This window comes from Neisseria sp. HMSC064E01 (assembly GCF_001808875.1).
Taxonomy (GTDB): Bacteria; Pseudomonadota; Gammaproteobacteria; order Burkholderiales; family Neisseriaceae; genus Neisseria; species Neisseria sicca_A.
On record NZ_KV794889.1, the window covers coordinates 1684 to 25538 of the forward strand.

The following is a 23855-nucleotide window of genomic DNA, read 5'->3' on the forward strand; positions in this document are numbered from 1 at the left end:
GGTCGTCTGAAAATTTTCAGACGACCTTTTTGATATTCAATGCCCTGCTGATGAACTTCCATTGAATGGCGGCTTGGCAAACCAAATTATGGAAATCATAACAATAAACAAGATACTACCAGCCAAGAAAATCTCATTCGATCCCATAATAAAGCCTTGCTGCGTGATGACATCAGAAATATTTTTCAGAACCTGCTGTTCACTCAATCCTCGTTGCGTCATTTCATGAACTGTTTGAACAGTCAAACTCGAATATGGATTAATCTGTTCACTCAGTTGCGTATGATGCAAAGCTTCTCTCCGCTCCCACATGGTACTGACTATGGATACGCCCACACCCCCCATGAAGACGCGCAAGAAATTAGACAGGCTACTTGCAGATGCAATCTGATCGGATTTGATATGAGACAACGTAATACTGGTCAAAGGAAGGAAAAACATGGACACACCCAAGCCTTGCCAGAATTGGGGCCAAACAACATTGCTCATATTCATTCCGGCATAAAAATCAGTACGCCAATAGAAAGTAAAAGCAAACATCAAGAAACTTGCGGTAACAAGAAGACGCATGTCAATGCGGTTGCCGAATCTACCTATAATCGGGGATAACAAGATAGGAAGAAAGCCCACCGGCGCAGCCGCCAAACCCGCCCATGTTGCCGTATAACCAAGATTAGACTGCAACACCAGCGGCAACAGCGTCAGCGTACCCATGTAAACCATAAAGCCCAATGAAGTCGCCAGTACACCTATCGTAAAATTTCTGTTGCCAAACAAAGAGAAATCGACAATCGGGTATTTTTCACCAAGCTCCCAAACCACAAAATACGTCAGACATACCAATGCCACTACGCCTAAAACGATAATCTCTCCAGAGGCAAACCAGTCTAACTCTTTACCTCTATCAAGCATCATTTGCAGTGCACCGACGCCAACCACCATCAATACTAAACCGATGTAATCTACCGGCGTCTTAACCACTTCCGTTTCCCTATCCCTCAATTGCTGCCACACAATAAGTGCAGAAATAATACCGATAGGGATGTTGATGAAGAAAATCCAACCCCAATGCCAATTATCCGAAATCCAACCGCCGAGAATAGGACCTAAAACGGGCGCGACGACAACGGTCATTGCCCACAATGCCAAAGCCAATGTCCGTTTTTCAGGAGGATACGATGCCATTAACAGACTTTGTGACAGCGGAATCAACGGCCCGGCTACAAAGCCTTGTAAAACCCTGAAGATCACCAAAGCCTGAAGATTGGGTGCAATGCCGCACAACCACGACAGCAAAACAAATCCCACTACGGAGGCGATAAACAGTTTTACTTCGCCAAACCGTTTTGCCATAAATCCGGTTAGCGGCACTGAAATCGCATTCGCCACGGCAAATGACGTAATAACCCAAGTACCCTGAGTAGTCGCCGCCGCCAAGTCCCCGGCAATTACCGGTACTGCAACGTTGGCAATCGTGGTATCCAAGACTTCCATAAAAACGGCAAGGCTGAGCGCCAACGTAACCAGCATCAGCCTAACACCCTGCAATGGAGGATAATTCATATTTCTTCGCTATTATTCATTCAATATATTGCACAGTGATTGCGCTTAGATACACATCTCTTTTCAGACGACCTCTTTGATGAACATTCATATCATCATAACCAAAGTGCTGCCTTGTATAATCCATCACAAATTTGCTTCCTCATGTACTTTGATATCTATTCGCTATCAAAGAACCACATTCAGCAATTCAACACATGAAAGGTCGTCTGAAAACATTTTTTACTTAGCGTATTTCTCAAAAATCTTATCGATCAACGCATCGGCAGCAGCCCAATCCACACTTTCGGTTTCCGGTGATTCTACATTTTTATCAGCAACCGCCGTCATATTTTTTCCTGAACCGGCACCTGAAATATCAACCTTTACTTTCATAGATAAACCGACACGCAGCGGATTTGCCTGCAACTCTTTCACATCCAAACTGATGCGGACCGGAACACGTTGTACAACCTTAATCCAGTTCCCCGTCGCATTTTGAGGTGGTAAAAGGGAGAATGCACTGCCCGTACCCGCAGACAAACCCATCACCCTGCCATGATAAACCACTTTATTTCCATATAAATCAGCAGTCATTTCAACAGGTTGGCCAATTTTCATTTGACGCAGTTGCGATTCTTTAAAGTTAGCATCCACCCAAAGATTACTCAAAGGAACCACAGCCATCATTGGAGAGCCTTGGGCAATACGCTGACCCACTTGGACATTTCGTTTGGCAACCTGTCCATTCATCGGCGCGCGAATTTGAGTACGTTGCAGGTTCAACCATGCATCCTTAATATGGCTGATGGCTGTTTGCACCGCAGGTTGTTGACGCAGAGGAATATTATTGCCCAAAACTGCTTGTGCAGAAGTTTCTTCCGCCTCTACTGCCTTCAATGCTGCCTGGGCTTGAACCACAGCAGCGCGGGCATGACTCAACTCCTCACCTGAAATCGCATCCGTTCCCGATAAAGCTTCACGTCGGCGCAAATCTGCCTGAGCCTTTGCCAATTCGGCTTTTCGCAACAGAACTTGCGCTTTTGCTTTCGAGTTAACCGCAGTTTGTTGTTTATTCTGACGAATTGCCTGAATCAATTCATTTTGAGCACGCTCGTAAGCCAGCTGAAAATCGCTGTCATCTAACGCAACTAAGACATCCCCTTTTTTGACCACATCAGTATCGTCATACATCACCTTTCTTACCGTACCGGTGACTTGAGGGGTAATTTGCACCAGATGGCCCGCAACATAAGCATCTTCAGTCTCTTCCTCGTATTGCCAAAATAAGAAATACGCAAGAGCCACACCGACTGCAATCAAAATAAAAAGCAGTGTGATAACTGCTAAATTACGTCCGCGCTTACGCCCCACCCTTGAACTTTTTGTCCCTAAATTGCGTAATTGTTCATTATTTTCCAGATTCGCATCCATGATTTCATTTTAACCCGAGTAATTACAGACTATTTTCCTTATTTACCCCACCCTACTAATATCTCTTTGATTTTAATAGAATAGACAATACTGAAAAATACATACAGAGGTGCATTTTATAGCCGCATCGTTACTCAATCAAGTAACAATCATATTTAAAAACCATTTGGATATCCCCTTTTACCATTAGGCGCAAGCAATCATTTCAAAGCCATCCAAGCAATACCGATTCCTGACAATCAAAAAGCAATTGGCGATATTCTGAACACATACATTTAAATATTAAATGTATATTCAAAATATCGCCAACTGACTTGGTAAAAGGGAAGAGGTCGTCTGAAAACCTTCTATTGCGGTCTAAACCCACCGCCCAACTGGGCATTCAGATTACTCCACGCAATCAACCGTTCAGATTGATACTGCACCAATTGCATTTTTACCTGCAACATATCATCTTGTTTTTGCAATGCGCTAAGACCGTTATCCAATCCTGCCCTCACCCGACCTTGCGCATTTTTAACCGACTTCTCGGATATTTTCAGCATTTTATCCCAAGTGGCCTGCTTACTTTGTAGGCTTTGGTAATCTACAACAGCATCAGCAGCAGAACGCATCGCATTTAAAACCGTTTGATCGTACACAGCCACCTGCTCATTATATTCTGCACGTTTACCTGCCAATTTTGACTGCAATGCTCCAGAAGTGAAAATAGGAAGATTGATAGCAGGCACTATACCCAGCATGCCTGATGTTTTACCTCTGACCACATTGAACGCATCAATATGTCCAAGACCCGCCAAGGCTTTTAACTCAATATTGGGATAAAACTCTGCCTCAGTAGATTTAACCGTATGCAGCTTAGATTCCAATAATGATTTTTGTGCCGCGATATCCGGTCGGGCTGCTAACAAATCAGCATGGATTTTATTCACAGGTACAACAGGAACCACACCCATCCGACTGGGTTCTTGCTCGGAAAGTGCTCCCGGCACGTTACCGCTTAATACCGCCAAAGCATGTCGGACTTTAGCAATCTGTTGTTCTAATGACGTTTTTTCCAACTGAAGTTGCTGATGCGCCAACTCAATGGGATACAATGATTGTGCAGGCATCAGGTTTGCATGGATTCTGCGAGAGGCCAATTGCTGCATTTTCTCTGATAGTTTGATACGCTCTTGCACAAGAGCTTGCCGCTCATTCAAAGCCTGCCAAATAAAATATTGCTTGGCCACCGCATTCGCCAACTCAATCCGTGCCTGATGGGCTTCATACAAAATTGCCTGACGACGCCCCAAAACCGCTGCAATCTGCTCACGGTTTTTTCCCCAAAAATCGAATGTCCAGCTTCCCTGCACTGCAGCGTTTGCCAATAATAATGTATGGTCGGTATCAATACGGGAAGATGCGGGTTTGGGTGCAACATACATCCCAAACCCGCTTGCAGACATACCGATTTGCGTTTTGCCGGCGGCTTCGGTTATTCCCAGCTGCGCTTGTGCTTGCTCGAAACGCGCCTTGGCAATACGCAAATCCGTTGATGTTTGGATAGCTTGTGCAATCAATTGATTCAGTTTGTTATCTTTTAATTGCAACCACCATCCGTCTTGAATGAGGGATGCCGATTTACCATCGGGCAAAGAATACACCGTTGGTTCTTCCAACGGTGCTTGTGTACCAAACTGCGCACAAGCTGCAAGTACAGATACTGCAATAATGCAGATGCCCCGTTTGGCAATATTTGATTTCATGGCAGACTCCGTTTTTTACTTTTATCCCTGCCACAATTCTTACTGCATCAGATCAGCTGTCCAAACGGTTCAACAGCTTGCCCAACAGATTTTGCAACTGGGTATAATCCTCATTGGTAAAATCTTCCCAAGCTTCCCCGCTCTTACTGGAAATCTGCGGCCATACTTGTTGGATAAAAGACTCACCTTCCTGTGTCAATTTTAACACAATCTGGCGGCGGTCTTGCTGATTGATATGACGACCTACCCACCCGCGCTCAACCATCTCATCGGAAAGACGGGTTGCACTGGTACGCGTCAAATCCATCAAGTCGCTCAAACGCGAAGGAAGGATTTCGCTTTTAGGGCTGACATAAACTGCCATCAAAGCAAACCACAAATTTTCATTGATACCGAAAGTTTTCAAATTCTCATTGAGATGACTGCTTAAACGTTCGGTTGTTACTCGTAACAGACGTCCTGTTCTTACCTGTTGTTCTGAAAATTCAGGCAAGCGATCGGAAAGTTGGCGCAGCGCGTTGACCAAGTCGGTTTGTGAAAAACTCATTATAAATATCCTCTTCTTAAATTTATTGGCTGTTTATGCTGCAAATCAGAATAAAATGACAATCTCATTTGCTTCAAAATACCAAATACTTATTCAATGCCGCTATACTAATTCAACTGATTATTTTCCGAATGAAAATCTGACAATCGGTTCGAGAAGATAACAAGTGGCGTTTTTTATGCATAAGTCATCTAATTTGTATGTAATTCCGAATTCTTACTCTACAAAATCAGCATTCTGAAAGGATAGATTTGTGGTTACCGACAACTTAATTTATTGTTTATATTGAAAACCCCATAATTTATTAGAGAGATGGCGCTTCTCCTTAGTTCTATAACTCAAAACATGACTTTTGAGATACTACTGAAAACACTTCAAAAAAATTTTAACTTTTACGATTAATGCAAAAAAATTAACCAGAAAAATCATAAATTTAAAAATCAGTTTAAATTCAATCCGCATTGCTTTGCAAAGGCATTACCGCCACATCAAAACATCCGCACCCTCCTATCATTTTTTCGCATTTCCAGCCCAGCGTTCAACCGCTAAATAATTATCAAAAAAATCACAAACATAGTTCCCCTTATATTACAATCCGCCTTTCGTGGTTCGAAAACCTCCCACATTAAAAAACTAAGGAAACCCTCATGTCCCGCAATACCGAAGAGCTGCAAGGCATCTCGCTTTTGGGCAATCAAAAAACCCAATATCCGACCGGATACGCTCCCGAAATTCTCGAAGCATTCGACAACAAACATCCCGACAACGACTATTTCGTCAAGTTCGTCTGTCCCGAATTCACCAGCCTCTGCCCCATGACCGGGCAGCCCGACTTTGCCACCATCTACATCCGCTACATCCCACGCATCAAAATGGTGGAAAGCAAATCCCTGAAACTCTACCTCTTCAGCTTCCGCAACCACGGCGATTTCCATGAAGACTGCGTCAACATCATCATGAAAGACCTGATCGCACTGATGGATCCGAAATACATCGAAGTTTTCGGAGCGTTCACACCGCGCGGCGGCATCGCCATTCATCCCTTTGCCAATTACGGCAAAGCCGGTACCGAGTTTGAAGCATTGGCACGCAAACGCCTGTTTGAACACGACAGCCAATGATCCATCCCCTTTTTACACATTTTCAGACGACCTTTTTCATGAGAAGGTCGTCTGAAAGCCTTTCCGAAAGATTTCCATGTACGAATTTACAACAGCGCAACAACAGAAGGCGCTCTTCTGGCTGGTGCTTTTCCATATCCTCATCATCGCCGCCAGCAACTATCTGGTGCAGTTTCCCTTCCAAATTTTCGGCATCCACACCACTTGGGGCGCGTTTTCCTTCCCCTTCATCTTCCTTGCCACCGACCTGACCGTCCGCATTTTCGGTTCGCACTTGGCACGGCGGATTATCTTTTGGGTCATGTTCCCCGCCCTTTTGCTTTCCTACATCTTTTCCGTTTTGTTCCACGATGGCAGTTGGACAGGCTTAGGCGCGCTGTCCGAATTCAACACCTTTGTCGGACGCATCGCCTTAGCCAGCTTTGCCGCTTACGCACTCGGACAAATCCTTGATATTTTTGTGTTCAACAAATTACGTCGTCTGAAAGCGTGGTGGATTGCCCCGACCGCATCAACCGTCATCGGCAACGCCCTGGATACGTTGGTATTTTTCGCCATTGCCTTCTACGCAAGCAGCGATGAGTTTATGGCGGCAAACTGGCAGGGCATCGCTTTTGTCGATTATCTGTTCAAACTCACCATCTGCACCCTCTTCTTCCTACCTGCCTACGGCGTGATTTTGAATATCTTGACGAAGAAGCTGACAACTCTGCACACCCAACATCCGCAAAAACAGATGCTGCCGGTACAAGAATCTTGATGCAGTCCGACAGAACGATTTACGATTCCCGTTCATAGAAAATACAAAGAGGTCGTCTGAAAATTTCAGACGACCTCTTTGTATTTTCTGGCCTCGCCAACAGGAATCGAACCTGTATTTTACGCTTAGGAGGCATACGTTCTATCCGTTGAACTATGGCGAGCGTGTTAAACTTTTCCTGCTATAAATGATAATAATCCTGCGGCAATCAGCGGACCGACTGGAATGCCGCCCATAAACGCCACACCGATAACCGTACCGATCAAAAGACCTGTTACCAAAACAGGTTGTTCGCTCATCAGCGGTACGCCTCGTCCTGCCAGCCAAGCGACAAGGATGCCGATTAATACGGCGGCAATCATTTTAAAATTGACAAACTCCGACAGCGGTGGAATTTGAACCTTCCCTGAAACCAGCGGACTTAAAACCCCGATTGTCAGCAAAATAATCCCAAAATGCAAGCCGTGTTTTTCCATGAAAGGAATATACTGCGACAAAGCAGTCTGTTGCATTAAAAGCAAAATTGCTGCCGAAATCGTAATGGAGTTGTTGTTGCTGACGACGCCGAGAAAAATCAGCGTCACCAGAAACATCGGGACGAAATTGAAATTCATCGGATTTAAGAAATCCGTGCCAATGATTCCTCGGCCAACTGAATCATCGCCTGTTTGACTTCACTGTCGGGCAATACCGCCAAAGAAGCCACGGCTTGCTCAACGGCTTTTCGTGCTTCAGAAATCGAATAAGTCAGCGCGTCGGAATGGACAACATAATCATGGATTTTTTGGAAACTGCTGCGGTCCGCATTTTCCAAAGCGTGGCGCACATCGTCCGCCACTGGTTTCGAGCCGTTGCGCATCAGATAAATCAGCGGCAAAGTCGGTTTGCCTTCTGCCAAATCATCGCCGACGTTTTTACCGATTTCTTTGGTTTCACCCGAATAATCCAAAACATCATCAATAATTTGGAACGCCGTACCGACATACATGCCGTAATCTTTCAGAGCCTGTTCATGCTCGGGGGCGGCATTGCCCAAAATCGCACCAACCTGCGCGGCCGCTTCAAACAATTTTGCCGTTTTATATTGAATCACTTGAACATATTGTGCTTCGGTGATGTCGGTATTGCCGATGTTCATCAGCTGCATGACCTCACCTTCGGCAATAATATTGGTTGCATCCGCCATGACTTCCAAAATGCGCATACTGCCGGAATCAACCATCAATTGGAAAGCGCGCGTATATAAAAAGTCGCCGACCAACACCGCCGCCGCGTTGCCGAACAGATTATTCGCCGTTTCGCGTCCGCGGCGCAAATCGCTTTCGTCGACCACATCATCGTGCAGCAGGGTCGAAGTGTGGATAAATTCCACCATTGCCGCCAAAGCATACAGCTTATCTCCATCATAACCGACCGACTTACCTGCCAAAATCGTCATAATCGGACGCAGACGCTTACCGCCGGCACTGATAATATAAGTACCGATTTGCGAAATCAGCGCGACATCAGACTGAACCGCTTGGTTGATTACCTCGTTGACCCGCGAAAGGTCTTCAGGCAAATGACGTTGGAAATAAGGCAGGTTTTCGAGCATAACACATTCTCAGTCAGCAAAATGAAGCAGGTGTGCCGTATAAATAATGGGTTAGGTATAAGGCGGAAATAATATTGCCGTATAAAAATATCGGCAATCCAGCGCGCGATTATAGCAGCAAAGCCCGTTTGACACATCTTTCAGACGACCTTACCCCTATAAACGAAATAAACTTTGACAAAACAGGCAAATAGCAATAGAATGCCGTGTTTCGCACAATGGTGTGCGGGATATTAACCATAATTCTCATGGAGTTGAGTATGTACGCGGTCGTAAAAACCGGCGGCAAACAATATAAAGTTGCCGTTGGCGAAAAATTGAAAGTAGAACAGATACCAGCCGAACTCGACAGCCAAATCGAACTGACCGAAGTTTTGATGATTGCTGACGGCGAATCTGTAAAAGTTGGTGCTCCTTTTATCGAAGGCGCAAAAGTAACAGCTAAAGTAGTAGCACATGGTCGCGGCGAGAAAGTACGCATTTTCAAAATGCGCCGCCGTAAACACTACCAAAAACGCCAAGGCCATCGCCAAAATTTCACCCAAATCGAAATCGTGGCAATCGCCTAATTTTTGAAACTTAGGAGTATTACAAATGGCAAGTAAAAAAGCAGGCGGTAGCACCCGCAATGGTCGCGATTCAGAAGCCAAACGTCTGGGCGTAAAAGCCTACGGCAGCGAGCTGATTCCGGCAGGTTCCATCATCGTCCGCCAACGCGGTACCAAATTCCACGCCGGCGACAACGTAGGCATGGGCAAAGACCACACTTTGTTCGCCAAAGTTGACGGTTATGTTGAATTCAAAACCAAAGGCGCGCTGAACCGTAAAACGGTCAGCATCCGTCCTTACACCGGTTCTGAAGAATAATCCGAGTTTATCGTGATATTGAAAAAGCTGTATTTCTTAAGAAATACAGCTTTTTTGTTTGTATTCGGTTTCGAATATTGGTCGTAAATAATTTTGCCATTACCAATTCAAATTCAAGCAGTGTAAGACAACAAAACTGCAAACCATACAATCAACTCAACAAAACAAGAACACCGCATTGATGCAAAAACCACTCTACCGCAAAATTTCAGACGACCCCTTTGCCATCACGCCCCTTCCCACACCCCAGAGTATAGTGGATTAACTTTAAATCAGGACAAGGCGAGGCAACGCCGTGCTGATTTAAAGTTAATCCACTATAAAAGAAAAGCAAATCCATATAGCAGCTACTTACTGATTTTTAAACACTTCATAATACGCAACACATTGCCACCATTGACTTACATTAAGTGCAGCGTAAAAAATCATTCACAATATAAATCTTTGAATTACTCAATCGATACTTTTGCTATAATCAATTACTCAATGCAGATTACCCTTATCTCATTCAAACACAGTAAACTTAAGGTCGTCTGAAATTATCCGTACCCCTTTAACAAAAAGGATGCCTCATGAGCTTACACAGCGATATTCTTGTCGTCGGCGCAGGACCTGCCGGATTGAGTTTTGCCGCAGAACTGGCCGGTAGCGGTTTAAAAATCACCCTGATTGAAAAAAGCCCTTTAGAAATTTTACAAAATCCACCTTATGACGGGCGTGAAATCGCATTGACCCACCTGTCCCGCGAAATTATGCAACGCTTGGGCATGTGGGATTTGATTCCAAAAGACGAAATTTACCCCTTGCGCGATGCAAAAGTCTTGAACGGGCAGTCCGATTACCAACTCCACTTCCCGCAACCGACCCAAGCGCGCGGCGAACCTGCCGACTGCTTAGGCTATCTGATTTCAAACCACAATATCCGCAAAGCCGCTTATGAAGTCGTATCCAAACTGGAAAACGTTACCATCCTGACCGGTACGGGCGTTAAAGAAGTCAAAACCTCCGAAGACGAAGCCCAAGTCATCTTGGAAAACGGCGAAGTTTTGAGCGGCCGCCTACTCTTGGCAGCAGACAGCCGCTTTTCCCAAACCCGCCGGCAACTGGGCATTTCCTCCGATATGCACGATTACAGCCGCACCATGTTTGTCTGCCGCATGAAGCATACCCTGTCCAACCAGCATACCGCTTACGAATGCTTCCACTACGGCCGCACCATCGCCCTGCTGCCCTTGGAAGAACATCTGACCAACACAGTCATTACCGTCGATAGCGACAAAGCAGACACCATCAAAAAAATGTCTCCCGAAGAATTGGCTGCCAGCGTCAAAGAGCAGCTCAAAGGCCGTTTGGGCGACATGGAATTGGTCAGCACCATTCACAACTACCCCTTGGTCGGCATGATTGCCCAACGTTTCTATGGCAAACGCAGCGCCTTAATCGGCGACGCCGCCGTAGGCATGCACCCTGTTACCGCACACGGTTTCAACTTAGGTCTATCCAGCGCGGACCTCTTGGCAAAACTGGTTCTCGAAGCGGAACAACGCGGTCAAGACATCGGCGCCGCCAGCCTGCTGGAAAAATACAGCACCAAGCATATGCTCCATGCCCAGCCGATTTACCACGGCACCAATATGCTGCTCAAACTCTTTACCAATGAAACCGCGCCCGCCAAAATCTTGCGCGGCTTGGTATTGCGCGCCAGCAACAACTTCCCGCCGTTGAAAAAACTGATTACCAAACAACTGACCGGCTAATCCGTTTAAACACATCAAAAGGTCGTCTGAAACGTTTTTCAGACGACCTTTTAACATCCAATCAAATATAGTGGATTAAATTTAAATCAGGACAAGCCAACGAAGCCGCAGACAGTACAGATAGTACGGCAAGGCGAGGCAACGCCGTACTGGTTTAAAGTTAATCCACTATAACAAACTTCCCATGCCGTAAAACACACACCCGCTCATACGCCTGAGTTCTGCAGTTTCAGACGACCTCCAAGATTGCTATGATATAGTGGCTTGACTTTAAACCAAGACAGCATTGCTTCGCCCTGTCCTGATTTAAAGTTAATCCACTATCACATTCCCGCCATCCTTCCAAACGGAATTCGAAATGTCCGATAAACGCCTCGACACCGCCCGCCGCCATTCCCTGTTCCTTGCCCGCCAGCTCGACAACGGCAAACTCAAGCCCGAAATTTTCCTGCCCATGCTGGATAGAGTTTTGACCGAAGCGGATTTCCAAGCCTTTGCCGACTGGGACAAAATCCGCGCGGAAGAAAACGAGGAAGAATTGGCGCGGCAGTTGCGCGAGTTGCGCCGTTATGTCGTGTCGCAGATTATCGTGCGCGATATAAATCGCATCAGCGATTTGAACGAAGTTACCCGCACGATTACGCTGTTTGCCGATTTTGCCGTCAATACCGCGCTGGATTTTGCCTACGCCTATTATCGGGACATGTACGGCACGCCGATCGGGCGTTATACCAAATCGCCGCAGCATTTGAGCGTGGTGGCGATGGGCAAGGCGGGCGGCTATGAGTTGAACGTGTCTTCCGACATCGATTTGATTTTCGTCTATCCCGAATCGGGCGACACCGACGGCAGGCGCGAACGGGGCAATCAGGAGTTTTTCACCAAAGTCGGGCAAAAACTGATTGCGCTGCTGAACGACATTACCGCCGACGGGCAAGTGTTCCGCGTCGATATGCGGCTGCGGCCGGACGGCGATTCGGGCGCGCTGGTATTGAGCGAAACCGCGCTGGAGCAATACCTGATTACGCAGGGGCGCGAATGGGAACGCTACGCATGGTGCAAAGGCCGCGTGGTCACGCCGTATCCGAACGACATCAAATCGCTGGTGCGCCCCTTCGTGTTCCGCAAATATCTGGATTACAGCGCGTATGAAGCGATGCGCAACCTGCACCGCCAAATCCGCAGCGAAGTCAGCAAAAAAGGCATGGCGGACAACATCAAACTCGGCGCGGGCGGCATCCGCGAAGTCGAATTTATCGCCCAGATTTTCCAAATGATACGCGGCGGACAAATGCGCGCGCTGCAACTGAAAGGCACGCAGGAAACGCTGAAGAAACTTGCCGAGCTGGGCATCATGCCGTCTGAAAACGTCGAAACCCTGCTTGCCGCCTACCGCTTCCTGCGCGACGTCGAACACCGCCTGCAATACTGGGACGACCAGCAAACCCAAACCCTGCCCGCTTCGCCCGAACAGCAGCAACTGCTCGCCGAAAGCATGGGTTTCGACAACTACGCCGCCTTTTCAGACGACCTCAACGCCCATCGCGCCAAGGTGAATCAGTTGTTCAACGAAATTTTGAGCGAACCCGAAGAGCAAACGCAAGACAACAGCGAATGGCAATGGGCATGGCAGGACAAGCCCGACGAAGAAGAGCGGCAAGGCCGTCTGAAAGAACACGGGTTCGATGCCGAAACCATCACCGCAAGGCTCGACCAAATCCGGTACGGCCATAAATACCGCCACCTCTCCGCACACGCCCAGCCGCGTTTTGACGCCATTGTGCCGCAGTTCGTACAGGCGGCGGCAGCGCAACCCAATCCGACCGATACGCTGATGCGGCTGTTTGACTTCCTCGAAAACATCAGCCGCCGTTCCGCCTATCTCGCCTTCCTCAACGAACATCCGCAAACCCTGGCGCAACTGGCAGAGATTATGAGCCAAAGCTCATGGGTGGCGGCGTATCTGAGCAAATATCCGATTCTGCTGGACGAACTCATCAGCGCACAGCTTTTGGATACCGCGTTCGACTGGCAAGCCCTCGCCGCCGCCCTTTCAGACGACCTCAAAGCGTGCGGCGGCGACACTGAAGCGCAAATGGACACCCTGCGCCGCTTCCAGCACGCCCAAGTCTTCCGCCTCGCCGTCCAAGACCTCGCCGGACTGTGGACGGTAGAATCCCTCTCCGACCAACTCTCCGCCCTCGCCGACACCATCCTCGCCGCCGCCCTGCCGTGCGCGTGGGCGGACATGCCTAAAAAACACCGCGACACCCCGCAATTCGCCATCGTCGGCTACGGCAAACTCGGCGGCAAAGAACTCGGCTACGCCTCGGACCTCGACCTCGTCTACCTCTACGACGATCCCCATCCCGACGCAGGCGACGTATACAGCCGCCTCGCCCGCCGCCTGACCAACTGGCTTTCCGCCGCCACCGGCGCAGGCAGCCTCTACGAAACCGACCTGCGCCTGCGCCCCAACGGCGACGCCGGCTTCCTCGCCCACAGCATCACCGCCTTCAAAAAATACCAGCGCGAAAACGCATGGACATGGGAACACCAGTCCCTCACCCGCGCCCGCTTCATCTGCGGCACACCCGAAATTCAGACGGCCTTCGACCGCATCCGCACCGAAATCCTCACCGCCGAACGCGACCAAACCGCCTTGGCAGGCGAAATCATCGAAATGCGCGAAAAAATGTTCCCCACCCACCCGCCGGTTGACAGCAACGTCAAATACGCACGTGGCGGCGTGGTCGACGTCGAATTTATCGTCCAATACCTCATCCTTGCCCATGCCCGCCGGTATCCGCAACTCCTCGACAACTACGGCAACATCGCCCTCTTGAACATCGCCGCCGACTGCGGCCTCATCGACAAAACCCTCGCCGAACAAAGCCGCACCGCCTACCGCTTCTACCGCCAGCAACAGCACAACACCAAACTGCGCGACGCGGAAAAAACCGAAGTAACCGACGAATTGCTGGTACATTACGGCAATGTCAGGAAATTGTGGCGGGAAGTGTTTGGGGAGGAGGCGAAGTTCGGGTAAAGCGGATGTTACAAAGGGGGGGGATTAAACCATCCACCGCGTAGCGCGTATCTACCCGCGAATCACACCGAACCCGTAGCGTGGGCTCTGCCAACGAACCACACCCAAAATTTCAGACAACCTCTTTTACCTGCCATTATCGTGGGCAAAATCGACGCCACCATCTACGCCATCAAGACAAAAGGTCGTCTGAAAACACTTTTCAGACGACCTTTTGGGCAGGTATCTTTACCCACCGTTTGTCCATAATTAATTTGTAAAATACATGTAGGTCGGATTCTCGAATCCGACATTTTCAAACATCCCCTCATCATTAAAAGCAGCAAAAACATGAAATGTTTGTCGGATACAAGTATCCGACCTACTCATCATATTTAATGCTGAAATCGACATTGCTTCCACCCCAATGCTTTGGGTAAATCCCCTGTTTGACATAACGGTGAAAAGTAGAAAAAGGCCAATCGGAAACCTGATCGACATAGCCATGTTTTATAGGATTAAAATGTAGATAATTGAAATGATGAAGAAAGTCTGTTTCATCACGAATGGTATGCTCCCAAAACCTTTTTTGCCAAAGCCTGCATTCATTACCGATCAAATATTGGCTGTACCGTTTAATTTGCCGCCAACGTTCCGAATAAGCGGCATCATTTTCAGGAAGACGCCAAATCGTATGTAAATGGTCGGGCATCAGCACCCATGCCTCAATTTCAAACGGATACCGCTCCCGAACCGTCATCACCGCCTGCCGCAAAGCTGAACGCACCGTTTCATCAGTTAGGATTTTTTGTCGTTTATCAGTAACCACCGTAAAAAAGTAAGTACCCCCCGTTTGATAAAAGCGTCGGTATCGCATGAATTCCCTTTTTTTCAATTAAGTTTTTTGTTTTTCAGAAAGATTTTTGTCGGATACCAGTATCCGACCTACGTCGAAACCGAACAATCCATGTAGGTCGGATTCTCGAATCCGACATTCCAATCATTCCCGAATTTTGGCAAGGTGTGAACATAGACTTTTTTGTCGGATACAGGTATCCGATTACATTGAAACCGAACAATCCATGTAGGTCGGATTCTCGAATCCGACATTCCAATCATTCCCGAAAATCGATTTTTTGTCGGATACAAGTATCCGACTACGTCTTTAATTACAGCGACAACAGATCGCCTTGGCATGAAGCGGTGCGTAATTCTTTGTCCACATTCGTGCCGCATTCCCATACCCCAGTTCCTACGGTATAGCGGATATTAATTTTTTTATTGGTGATTTTGTCGTTTACGCCACCGCTTTTGAAAGTAACGGTCAGCAGGCATTGAGTAGTATTTTTCTGTAATGCGACGTCATTGACGAAGTTGCCTGTATGCACGCTGGAGGTAAACCAAGGTTTGGTGGTATCACAGGCATTGATACCCTCGGTAGAAATAGCCTCGACCAGCGGGCTTTTCAGACCGGCAAGGATTTCATGCCCTTCAGTTGCCTGCGCCTTGGCGGTATAGTTGCCGAACAACGGCAGGGCAATGGCGGCAAGTATGCCGAGAATGGCGACGACAATCATCAGTTCGGTGATGGTAAAACCTTGTTGTTTCATACGACAGCCTTTGATGAAGTGTGTTTGAGAAGTAATCGATTTAACCGATTTGAGTTATTTGACAATGATTGTAGAAAAGCCCGTTTGAATACGGGCTTTTCTGTTCAATCCGAGTTTACGGATTAAGATTTTTTGCGGCAAGCAGCAGGTGCTACGTTATCACCCAAGGTAGTATCGCATTCCCATGCTCCTGTTGCAGGAGTCAATTTCATAGAAATGGTTTTTCCAGCCACTTTATCGTTGACACCAGCTGATGCCGCTTTAAAAGTAGCAGTCAGCGTACAAGTAGCGGCTTCATTTTGACCATCATGTGCAGCTGTTACACCAGCAACATATTTACCAGAGAGGACAGCAGATTTAAACCAAGCTGGGTCAGTAGCAGCAGCAGTACCAGCAGCAGCAGTACCGTTACAAGCTACATCGTTACTAGTTGCAGCCACTGCCTCAACCAAAGGCGTTTTCATACCGCCCAAGAGTTCGTAGCCTTCAGTTGCTTGTGCACGGGCAGTGTAGTCGCCGTACATAGGCAGGGCGATAGCGGCCAGGATACCGATAATTGCTACAACGATCATCAATTCGATCAGGGTGAAACCTTTTTGGATTGCTTTCATTTAATAAACTCCAGTTTAAAAAGTGTTGTGAATAAAAATGTTTGTTGTTAAAAAACCGTAATGTGTTTGGCTCTCTTGTTTTATGAGTAAAACCATCAAGTAGAAGGAATATACAGCTTCCCGGTTCGGACTTCGTTGCTTCATTTCCTTGCCGGACGTAATGTATCAAGCAGGGGATGTGCCAAGCTTGGATTTTTTTGGGTTTTTTGTGCAAATATTTTGTAATTTTATGTTTTTAATAGGTTTAAATTTGTTTTAAAGGATTTTTCGGGCAGATTTTGGCTTTTTTATGACGTGGGATTGTTTCTGCGATATGACGTGTTTTGTCATTTTTTGATTTTTTTGGGGGAAGTGAAGAAGACGTTTTGTGTCACGTGCCGTGTTTCGTCACTTTTGAAAGCCGTTTTTAATAATATTTGAATATTTAGACAAGCGGTATTATTTTTTAGATAAACGGTATTCTTAAAATTTAGATATTTTTAATATATTGATTTATAAGATATTTTTAATATGATATTTTGATATTCGGTATTTATTTAGGATAAGCGGTAATTCATAATAGAAATTTATGGAAATTAATTTAATTTTAAATGACTATTTTCGGCGCTCGAAGCCTCTTTTAAAAAGGGGATAATCGATAGGGATACCCGTCCTGCCCTTTTTCGATTTTGCACATTATTTTTGGCAGATTCTGCCTGCATTGAAACAATGACAATGATGCTGCGTGGTCTTGATTTGAATCTATATTGATTTGAATCTATATATAGATGATGGAAACGGCAAAAGGTCGTCTGAAAATCTCGAATTGAGGTTTTCAGACGACCTTTTGAGTTCGTTTATAGATAAAGCACAGGAATCGGGTTGCTAAGGCTGGCTTGAGTTTTGACCATCAGACAAGCGGGGTGAGTAGTTTGTCGAAGGCTTCTTCAAATTGTTTCAAACCGTCTTCCTGCAAGCGGTTGGCGAGTGTTTCTACGTCTATGCCGAGTGCGGCGGTTTCGGCAAGCTGCGCTTGTGCTTCGTCGATTCCTTCGGTCAGCGTGGCTTTGGCTGTGCCGTGGTCGATGAAGGCTTTGAGGGTGGCGTCGGGGACGGTATTGACGGTGTGTGCGCCGATCAGGCTGTCAACGTAGAGCGTGTCGGGATAGGCGGGGTTTTTGACGCCTGTGGATGCCCACAAGAGCTGCACGCGGTTTGCGCCTTTGGCTTCCAGCGCAGCAAATTCGGGGCTGCCGAAGTATTGCGCCCAGTCTTGGTAGGCGGCTTTGGCAAGGGCGATGGCGATTTTGCCTTTGAGGTGGTCGGGCAGTGTTGCGTCCAGCGCGCCGTCCACGCGGGAGATGAAGAAGCTGGCGACGGCTTGGATATGGGCAACGCTTTGTCCGGCTGCCAAGCGTTTGGCGATGCCGCGCGCGTAGGCTGCGTAGGCTTTGAGGGTTTGGGCGCGTGAGAACAGCAGGGTCAGGTTCACGCTGATGCCGTCGGCGATGAGGGTTTCGAGTGCTTCGATGCCTGCGTTGGTGGCGGGAACTTTAATCATGGCGTTTTTACGCGCGATGGCGGCGTGAAGGCGGCGGGCTTCTTCTACCGTGCCTTGCGCGTCTTTGGCAAGCTCGGGGGAAACTTCGAGGCTGACGAAACCGGTTTTGCCGCCGGTGGATTCGTGTTCGGCAAGGCAAACGTCGCAGGCTGCCTGTACGTCGGCAATCGCCATGGTTTCGTAGCGTTGTTTGGGGCTGAGGTCTTGTTGTTTGAGGGCGGCGACTTCATCGGCGTAAAGCGCGTCGCCGGCGAAGGCTTTTTGGAAGATGGCGGGATTGGAAGTGACGCCGCACACGCCTTGTTTCAGCATTTGCGCCAATTCGCCGCTTTGTACGAGCGAGCGGGAAAGGTTGTCCAGCCAGATTTGTTGTCCTAATGCTTTAACGTCCGATAAAATAGTCATCTCTGATTCCTTTAAATATAGGTTATTTGCGAAGCAGGCGGTAATGCTACCCCTATTCGGAAAATTTGGATAGATTATTAGGGCATTTAACAATGTCCAAAACGATATATAGTGGATTAACTTTAAATCAGGACAAGGCGACGAAGCCGCAGATAGTACAGATAGAGACCTTTGCAAAATTCCCCAAAATCCAGATAGTACGACAAGGCGAGGCAACGCCGTACTGGTTTAAAGTTAATCCACTATAAAACGAACACAAAAAGGCATTCATTTATGGCAGGAAACGGTCAATATCTCGATTGGGCGCGCGAAGTGTTGCACACCGAAGCGGAAGGCTTGCGCGAAATTGCGGCGGAATTGGACGAACAATTCGTCCACGCGGCAGACGCGCTGTTGCACTGCAAAGGCAGGGTTGTCATCACGGGTATGGGCAAGTCGGGACACATCGGGCGCAAAATAGCGGCGACCATGGCTTCAACCGGCACACCCGCGTTTTTCGTCCATCCTGCGGAAGCGGCACACGGCGACTTGGGCATGATTGTGGACAACGACGTCGTCGTCGCAATTTCCAATTCCGGCGAAAGCGACGAAATCGCCGCCATTATTCCCGCGCTCAAACGCAAAAACATCCCCCTCATCTGCATTACCGCCCGCCCCGACTCGACCATGGCGCGCCACGCCGACATCCACATCACAGCGTCGGTTTCCAAAGAAGCCTGCCCGCTGGGTCTTGCACCAACCACCAGCACCACCGCCGTCATGGCTTTGGGCGATGCGTTGGCGGTCGTCCTGCTGCGCGCCCGCGCGTTCACGCCCGACGACTTCGCCTTGAGCCACCCTGCCGGCAGCCTCGGCAAACGCCTGCTTTTGCGCGTTGCGGACATCATGCACAAAGACAACGCTCTGCCCGCCGTCCGACTCGGCACGCCATTAAAAGAAGCCATCGTCAGCATGAGCGAAAAAGGCTTGGGCATGCTGGCGGTAACGGACGAACAAGGTCGTCTGAAAGGCGTGTTCACCGACGGCGATTTGCGCCGCCTGTTCCAACAGCGCGACCGCTTTGACGGGCTGACCGTCGATGAAATCATGCATCCCTCCCCCAAAACCATTCCCGCCGAACGCCTCGCCACCGAAGCCCTGAAAGTCATGCAGGCAAACCATGTCAACGGGCTTTTGGTAACCGATGCCGACGGCGTGCTGACCGGTGCGCTGAACATGCACGATTTACTGATGGCGCGGATTGTGTAAAGGCGGGCTAACCTTTTTCAGACGACCTTTATGTTAGAATAGGTCGTCTGAAACTTGGCAATCCGCAAGGAAACACTATGCAAACTTTAGACCCCGAGCTGCAACAGCGCGCGGCGCATATCAAGCTGCTGATATTGGATGTGGACGGCGTTTTGACCGACGGCCGCATCTTTATCCGCGACAACGGCGAAGAAATCAAATCTTTCCACACGCTGGACGGACACGGCTTGAAGATGCTTCAGGCAAGCGGCGTGCAGACTGCGGTTATCACAGGTCGGGACGCGCCCTCCGTCGGCATCCGCGTCAAACAGTTGGGCATAAATTACTACTTCAAAGGCATTTCGGACAAACGTGCCGCCTATGAAGAATTGCGTGCGAAAGCGGGCGTAGAAGAAGGCGAGTGCGCCTTTGTCGGCGACGACGTGGTCGATTTGCCGGTGATGGTGCGCTGCGGATTGCCGGTTGCCGTGCCTGACGCGCATTGGTTTGCGCTGCAACACGCCGCCTATATTACGAAACATGCGGGCGGCGCAGGCGCGGTGCGCGAAGTGTGCGACCTGATTATGCGCGCGAAAGGTACGCTGGGCGCGGCTTTGAACGAGTACATCAAATGAAAGTAAGATGGCGGTACGGAATCGCATTCCCTTTGGTACTGGCGGTCGCGCTTGGCGGATTGTCGGCATGGTTGGGGCGCATCAGCGAAATCGACATTGAAGAAGTCAAACTCAACCCCAACCAGCCGCAATATACGATGGGCGGCATAGACGGGCGGCGGTTTGACGAACAAGGTCGTCTGAAAGAACATCTGAGCGCAAGAGGGGCGAAACAATTTCCCGAAAGCACCGACGTACATTTCGAGCTGCCGCACCTCGTCTTCTTCCAAGAAGGCAGCCGGCTTTACGACGTCGGCAGCGACGAAGCCGTATACAACACCCAAACCAAACAACTCCTGTTCAAACACAACGTCGTCCTGACCAAAGCCGCCGATGCCAAGCGGCAGGCGGGCGTCGTCAAAACCGATCTCCTGCACGTCGACACCGAATCGCAATACGCCCAAACCGACACGCCCGTTACCTTCCAATACGGCGAATCGAGCGGCAACGCCGAAGGTCTGACGTATGACCACAAAAAAGGTTTGTTGAACTTCCCATCCAGAGTGAAAGCCACGATTTATGATACAAAAAATATGTAAGGCATGTGTTTTAACCGCATTTTTCGCCACCGCCCCCGCCTACGCCCTGCAAAGCGACAGCAAGCAGCCGATACAGATTGAAGCCGACCAAGGCTCGCTCGACCAAAACAACCAAAGCACCACCTTCACCGGCAACGTCATCATCAAACAAGGCACGCTCAACATCCGCGCCGGCAGCGTCAACGTCTCCCGCAACGACAAAGGCGAACAATTTATGAAAGCCAGCGGCTCGCCCGTCCGCTTCAGCCAGACGCTCGACGACAACAAAGGCACGGTTAACGGACAAGCCAACAACGTAACCTACTCCTCCGCCATCAACCTCGTTACCCTGACCGGTAACGCCAAAGTCCAACGCGGCGGCGATGTAGCCGAAGGCGCAGTCATCACCTACAACACCAAAACCGAAGTCTATACCATCAACGGCAGCTCCAAATCAGGTGCCAAATCCGCCGCCAAATCCGGCAGGGTCAGCGTCGTCATCCAGCCGTCCAGCACCCAAAAAACCAAATAACCAATATCTGACAACACAAAAGGTCGTCTGAAAACCAACGCAGCAAAAACCCCAAACAACATTTTCAGACGACCTCCGAACCAAGAGTCATTTATGAGCGAAAACACCAGCCGCCTCGTCGTTCAAAACCTGCAAAAAAGTTTCAAAAAACGCCAAGTCGTCAAAAGCTTCTCCCTCGAAATCGAAAGCGGCGAAGTCATCGGCCTGCTCGGCCCCAACGGTGCGGGCAAAACCACCAGCTTCTACATGATTGTCGGACTCATCGCCGCCGACGCAGGCAGCGTTACCCTCGACGGACAAGAACTGCGCCACCTGCCCATACACGAACGCGCCCGCCTCGGCGTCGGCTACCTGCCCCAAGAAGCCTCGATTTTCCGCAAAATGACCGTCGAACAAAACATCCGCGCCATTTTAGAAATCAGCACCAAAGACAAAAGCCGCATCGACGGTGAAGTCGAAAAACTGCTTGCCGACCTCAACATCGGCCACCTGCGCCACAACCCCGCCCCATCCCTGTCCGGCGGCGAACGCCGACGCGTCGAAATCGCCCGCGTACTCGCCATGCAGCCTCGCTTCATCCTCCTGGACGAACCCTTCGCCGGCGTTGACCCCATCGCCGTCATCGACATCCAAAAAATCATCGACTTCCTCAAATCGCGTGGCATCGGCGTACTCATTACCGACCACAACGTACGCGAAACCCTCAGCATCTGCGACAGAGCCTACATCATCAGCGACGGCACCGTCCTCGCCTCCGGCAAGCCGGACGACTTGGTCAACAACGAACAAGTCCGCTCCGTCTATCTCGGCGAAAACTTCAAATATTGATAATGACAAACCGCACAATAAATTGTGCGGTTTTAAAATAACAAAGCATCAGAAAGGTCGTCTGAAAAGGTTTTCAGACGGCCTTTAATTTTATTTCTTCAATTCTTTCAACAAAGACGTTAACCCTTCCATACCGTCAAATGTACTCGGCACTTTATCCGGACTGGACAGAATGCTGCTGAAAATCAGGTTTTCGAATTTTTCCAGCGCGTCTTTATCATCAGTTTTGATTTTTTTCGCGTACTCCGCATAGCTTTGGATAAATTGGCACAACGACTGCCGCAGTTCCAACTGCATGATTTGAGTCTGTATCGAATGGTAATGAGTTAAAACCACTCTGAAGAAATAGATTAAAACAAATTCCAAGCCGATAATCGGTAGCATGGATTGCCATGAAATATCTACATTTGCAATGAATTTTTTATAGAAACTGAAACATAATGGAGCAAGCGTGATAATCGATAAAAATATCAACACTGCAAACGTCAGCCATTTTGCCTGATTTTTTTGTTTTAATAGATTTTCAAATCCTTGGGATAAACCGACAAAATTAAATGCTGTTTTGTATTCGTCTAATTTTTCCTTAAGTTTATCTACATCAGCTATTCTTTGTTGAACTTCAACTACTTTTTCGTTGACTTCATTCTGATATTGTTGAATCGATTCTTCTAAGGCGTTTCTTCTTTCATCAAATTCAAGGAATGTCTTAAAGCCCTTGTTGCCCATGTAAGAACACAGTATATCTATCGGCATTTGATAAAAAATATAGTTGAATTGTCTTGAATATCCCTCTTTTGAATTAAAAATCACCTTTTCTTTCAAATTTGTAATTTCTTTCGATAATTTACCTGGTTCAAAAAAATTAATTCCACCTGGACCATAACTCAGATCAAGTTCAACTAAAAACCGCACCATAGAAAAATAGAGATATTCAATTGTTGCATCTGAAAAATTATTAATGAAAGATTTAATATTTTTCTTAAATTTATCACCTTGTTCATGGATATTGAACGAACATCTCTCTTCCCATAACTCAGGCTCATCAAACATTGAAAAAGCCACTACCGAAATCAATTCATACTGCTCAGGCTTCCAGCGTGAAAGTCCCGATTTATCCTGATCAACCTTAATTTGGTCAATTTTTCTTTCAACATGTGCCAAATCATCACGCAATTCACTAAAAAATCCCATTTTTTCCCTTTCCTAATTTTTACTAATTAATCTTTTCGGATTCAAAGATAAGAACCGAATCACTTGTTTGAACGACCTATTTACAAGCTGCCGATTCTTTAATGCCGTCATTCCCGCGCAGGCGGGAATCCAGACCTTGGTATTTCAGGAATATTTCAAGGCTGCCGCGACCTCAAACTTATGGATTCCCGCCTACGCGGGAATGACGGCGGAGGTTTCGGCAAAAATTGCTCCTCCCGTTTTCAGACGACCTTTGCCCCATCGGTGTACATTGTAGCGTGGGCTTTGTCCACGATAATGTTGGGTAAAAGAGGTCGTCTG

General features: G+C 48.0%; 22 protein-coding genes, 1 tRNA gene, 1 pseudogene and 1 riboswitch. Of the genes and pseudogenes, 12 read left to right on the plus strand and 12 right to left on the minus strand.

The window, feature by feature from the left end:
- Positions 1–36 precede the first annotated feature (36 nt).
- From HMPREF2572_RS02055 to HMPREF2572_RS02070, 4 genes are all read right to left on the minus strand, one after another.
- Positions 37–1563 (minus strand): DHA2 family efflux MFS transporter permease subunit, encoded by a 1527-nt coding sequence (locus HMPREF2572_RS02055; RefSeq protein ID WP_070495963.1) that lies wholly within the window; start codon positions 1561–1563, stop codon positions 37–39.
- 222 nt (positions 1564–1785) lie between these two features.
- A complete protein-coding gene (locus HMPREF2572_RS02060) occupies positions 1786–2976 on the minus strand; it encodes an HlyD/EmrA/EmrK family protein (RefSeq protein WP_070495965.1) in 1191 nt (396 codons plus the stop codon).
- Positions 2977–3323: 347 nt separating this feature from the next.
- On the minus strand, positions 3324–4724 hold the full coding sequence (locus HMPREF2572_RS02065) for an efflux transporter outer membrane subunit (protein ID WP_070495968.1): 1401 nt from the start codon (positions 4722–4724) through the stop codon (positions 3324–3326).
- A gap of 52 nt (positions 4725–4776) precedes the next feature.
- Complete coding sequence (locus HMPREF2572_RS02070) at positions 4777–5271, minus strand: MarR family transcriptional regulator (protein ID WP_003757030.1); 495 nt, start codon at positions 5269–5271, stop codon at positions 4777–4779.
- Between the two features lie 598 nt (positions 5272–5869).
- Positions 5870–5914: riboswitch (PreQ1 riboswitch) on the plus strand.
- Positions 5915–5918: 4 nt separating this feature from the next.
- Between HMPREF2572_RS02070 and queF the strand changes: the two genes are divergently transcribed.
- Together queF and HMPREF2572_RS02080 are read left to right on the plus strand one after the other, a co-directional pair.
- Positions 5919–6392 (plus strand): preQ(1) synthase, encoded by a 474-nt coding sequence (gene queF / locus HMPREF2572_RS02075; RefSeq protein ID WP_070495970.1) that lies wholly within the window; start codon positions 5919–5921, stop codon positions 6390–6392.
- A 76-nt stretch (positions 6393–6468) separates the two neighbouring features.
- A complete protein-coding gene (locus tag HMPREF2572_RS02080) occupies positions 6469–7152 on the plus strand; it encodes a 7-cyano-7-deazaguanine/7-aminomethyl-7-deazaguanine transporter (RefSeq protein ID WP_070495973.1) in 684 nt (227 codons plus the stop codon).
- A gap of 88 nt (positions 7153–7240) precedes the next feature.
- Here the strand turns inward: HMPREF2572_RS02080 and HMPREF2572_RS02085 are convergent.
- The 3 genes from HMPREF2572_RS02085 to HMPREF2572_RS02095 all read right to left on the minus strand — a co-directional run bounded on the left by HMPREF2572_RS02085 (position 7241) and on the right by HMPREF2572_RS02095 (position 8746).
- Positions 7241–7315: transfer RNA gene (locus tag HMPREF2572_RS02085), tRNA-Arg, on the minus strand.
- Between the two features lie 4 nt (positions 7316–7319).
- Complete coding sequence (locus HMPREF2572_RS02090; protein ID WP_019271144.1) at positions 7320–7766, minus strand: DUF441 domain-containing protein; 447 nt, start codon at positions 7764–7766, stop codon at positions 7320–7322.
- A gap of 5 nt (positions 7767–7771) precedes the next feature.
- Positions 7772–8746, minus strand: coding sequence for a polyprenyl synthetase family protein (locus HMPREF2572_RS02095; RefSeq protein WP_070495976.1), 975 nt, complete (start codon positions 8744–8746; stop codon positions 7772–7774).
- Between the two features lie 260 nt (positions 8747–9006).
- Here HMPREF2572_RS02095 and rplU point away from each other — a divergent pair, with 260 nt between their 5' ends.
- The 5 genes and pseudogenes from rplU to glnE all read left to right on the plus strand — a co-directional run bounded on the left by rplU (position 9007) and on the right by glnE (position 14419).
- Positions 9007–9315, plus strand: a complete 309-nt coding sequence (gene rplU, locus HMPREF2572_RS02100; protein ID WP_003763980.1) for a 50S ribosomal protein L21 — start codon at positions 9007–9009, stop codon at positions 9313–9315.
- Positions 9316–9340: 25 nt separating this feature from the next.
- The gene (rpmA, locus tag HMPREF2572_RS02105) at positions 9341–9613 is read left to right on the plus strand and encodes a 50S ribosomal protein L27 (RefSeq protein WP_016686478.1); all 273 of its coding nucleotides are present in this window, start codon (positions 9341–9343) and stop codon (positions 9611–9613) included.
- 572 nt (positions 9614–10185) lie between these two features.
- Entirely contained in the window at positions 10186–11370 is a 1185-nt protein-coding gene (ubiM, locus tag HMPREF2572_RS02110; protein WP_003757044.1) for a 5-demethoxyubiquinol-8 5-hydroxylase UbiM, read from the plus strand.
- Between the two features lie 63 nt (positions 11371–11433).
- Positions 11434–11541, plus strand: a pseudogene (locus HMPREF2572_RS14735) (IS5/IS1182 family transposase); the annotation flags it as partial.
- A gap of 187 nt (positions 11542–11728) precedes the next feature.
- The gene (gene glnE / locus HMPREF2572_RS02115) at positions 11729–14419 is read left to right on the plus strand and encodes a bifunctional [glutamate--ammonia ligase]-adenylyl-L-tyrosine phosphorylase/[glutamate--ammonia-ligase] adenylyltransferase (RefSeq protein ID WP_070495978.1); all 2691 of its coding nucleotides are present in this window, start codon (positions 11729–11731) and stop codon (positions 14417–14419) included.
- Between the two features lie 361 nt (positions 14420–14780).
- On the opposite strand, the gene HMPREF2572_RS02120 is transcribed toward glnE, so the two are convergent.
- The 4 genes from HMPREF2572_RS02120 to tal form a co-directional block, all read right to left on the minus strand.
- Complete coding sequence (locus HMPREF2572_RS02120) at positions 14781–15275, minus strand: REP-associated tyrosine transposase (RefSeq protein WP_070495980.1); 495 nt, start codon at positions 15273–15275, stop codon at positions 14781–14783.
- Between the two features lie 292 nt (positions 15276–15567).
- A complete protein-coding gene (locus HMPREF2572_RS02125) occupies positions 15568–16008 on the minus strand; it encodes a pilin (protein ID WP_070495982.1) in 441 nt (146 codons plus the stop codon).
- Between the two features lie 122 nt (positions 16009–16130).
- Entirely contained in the window at positions 16131–16619 is a 489-nt protein-coding gene (locus HMPREF2572_RS02130; protein WP_070495984.1) for a pilin, read from the minus strand.
- A gap of 889 nt (positions 16620–17508) precedes the next feature.
- Positions 17509–18564: a transaldolase gene (tal, locus tag HMPREF2572_RS02135; protein ID WP_070495986.1), complete on the minus strand. Its 1056-nt coding sequence runs from the start codon at positions 18562–18564 to the stop codon at positions 17509–17511.
- Between the two features lie 273 nt (positions 18565–18837).
- On the opposite strand from tal, the gene HMPREF2572_RS02140 reads away from it, so the two are divergent.
- From HMPREF2572_RS02140 to lptB, 5 genes are all read left to right on the plus strand, one after another.
- Positions 18838–19812 carry a KpsF/GutQ family sugar-phosphate isomerase gene (locus HMPREF2572_RS02140; protein WP_070495988.1) on the plus strand — a complete coding sequence of 325 codons (975 nt, stop codon included), beginning with the start codon at positions 18838–18840 and terminating at the stop codon, positions 19810–19812.
- Between the two features lie 77 nt (positions 19813–19889).
- A complete protein-coding gene (locus HMPREF2572_RS02145; RefSeq protein ID WP_060975595.1) occupies positions 19890–20426 on the plus strand; it encodes a KdsC family phosphatase in 537 nt (178 codons plus the stop codon).
- Positions 20423–21004, plus strand: coding sequence for an LPS export ABC transporter periplasmic protein LptC (lptC, locus tag HMPREF2572_RS02150; protein WP_070495990.1), 582 nt, complete (start codon positions 20423–20425; stop codon positions 21002–21004). Before HMPREF2572_RS02145 ends, lptC begins: the two co-directional genes overlap by 4 nt.
- A complete protein-coding gene (gene lptA, locus HMPREF2572_RS02155; RefSeq protein ID WP_003766057.1) occupies positions 20985–21515 on the plus strand; it encodes a lipopolysaccharide transport periplasmic protein LptA in 531 nt (176 codons plus the stop codon). Before lptC ends, lptA begins: the two co-directional genes overlap by 20 nt.
- A gap of 93 nt (positions 21516–21608) precedes the next feature.
- Positions 21609–22343, plus strand: a complete 735-nt coding sequence (lptB, locus tag HMPREF2572_RS02160) for an LPS export ABC transporter ATP-binding protein (protein ID WP_003766063.1) — start codon at positions 21609–21611, stop codon at positions 22341–22343.
- Between the two features lie 90 nt (positions 22344–22433).
- Here the strand turns inward: lptB and HMPREF2572_RS14990 are convergent, their stop codons facing one another.
- A complete protein-coding gene (locus HMPREF2572_RS14990) occupies positions 22434–23534 on the minus strand; it encodes a hypothetical protein (RefSeq protein WP_246827738.1) in 1101 nt (366 codons plus the stop codon).
- Positions 23535–23855 lie beyond the last annotated feature (321 nt).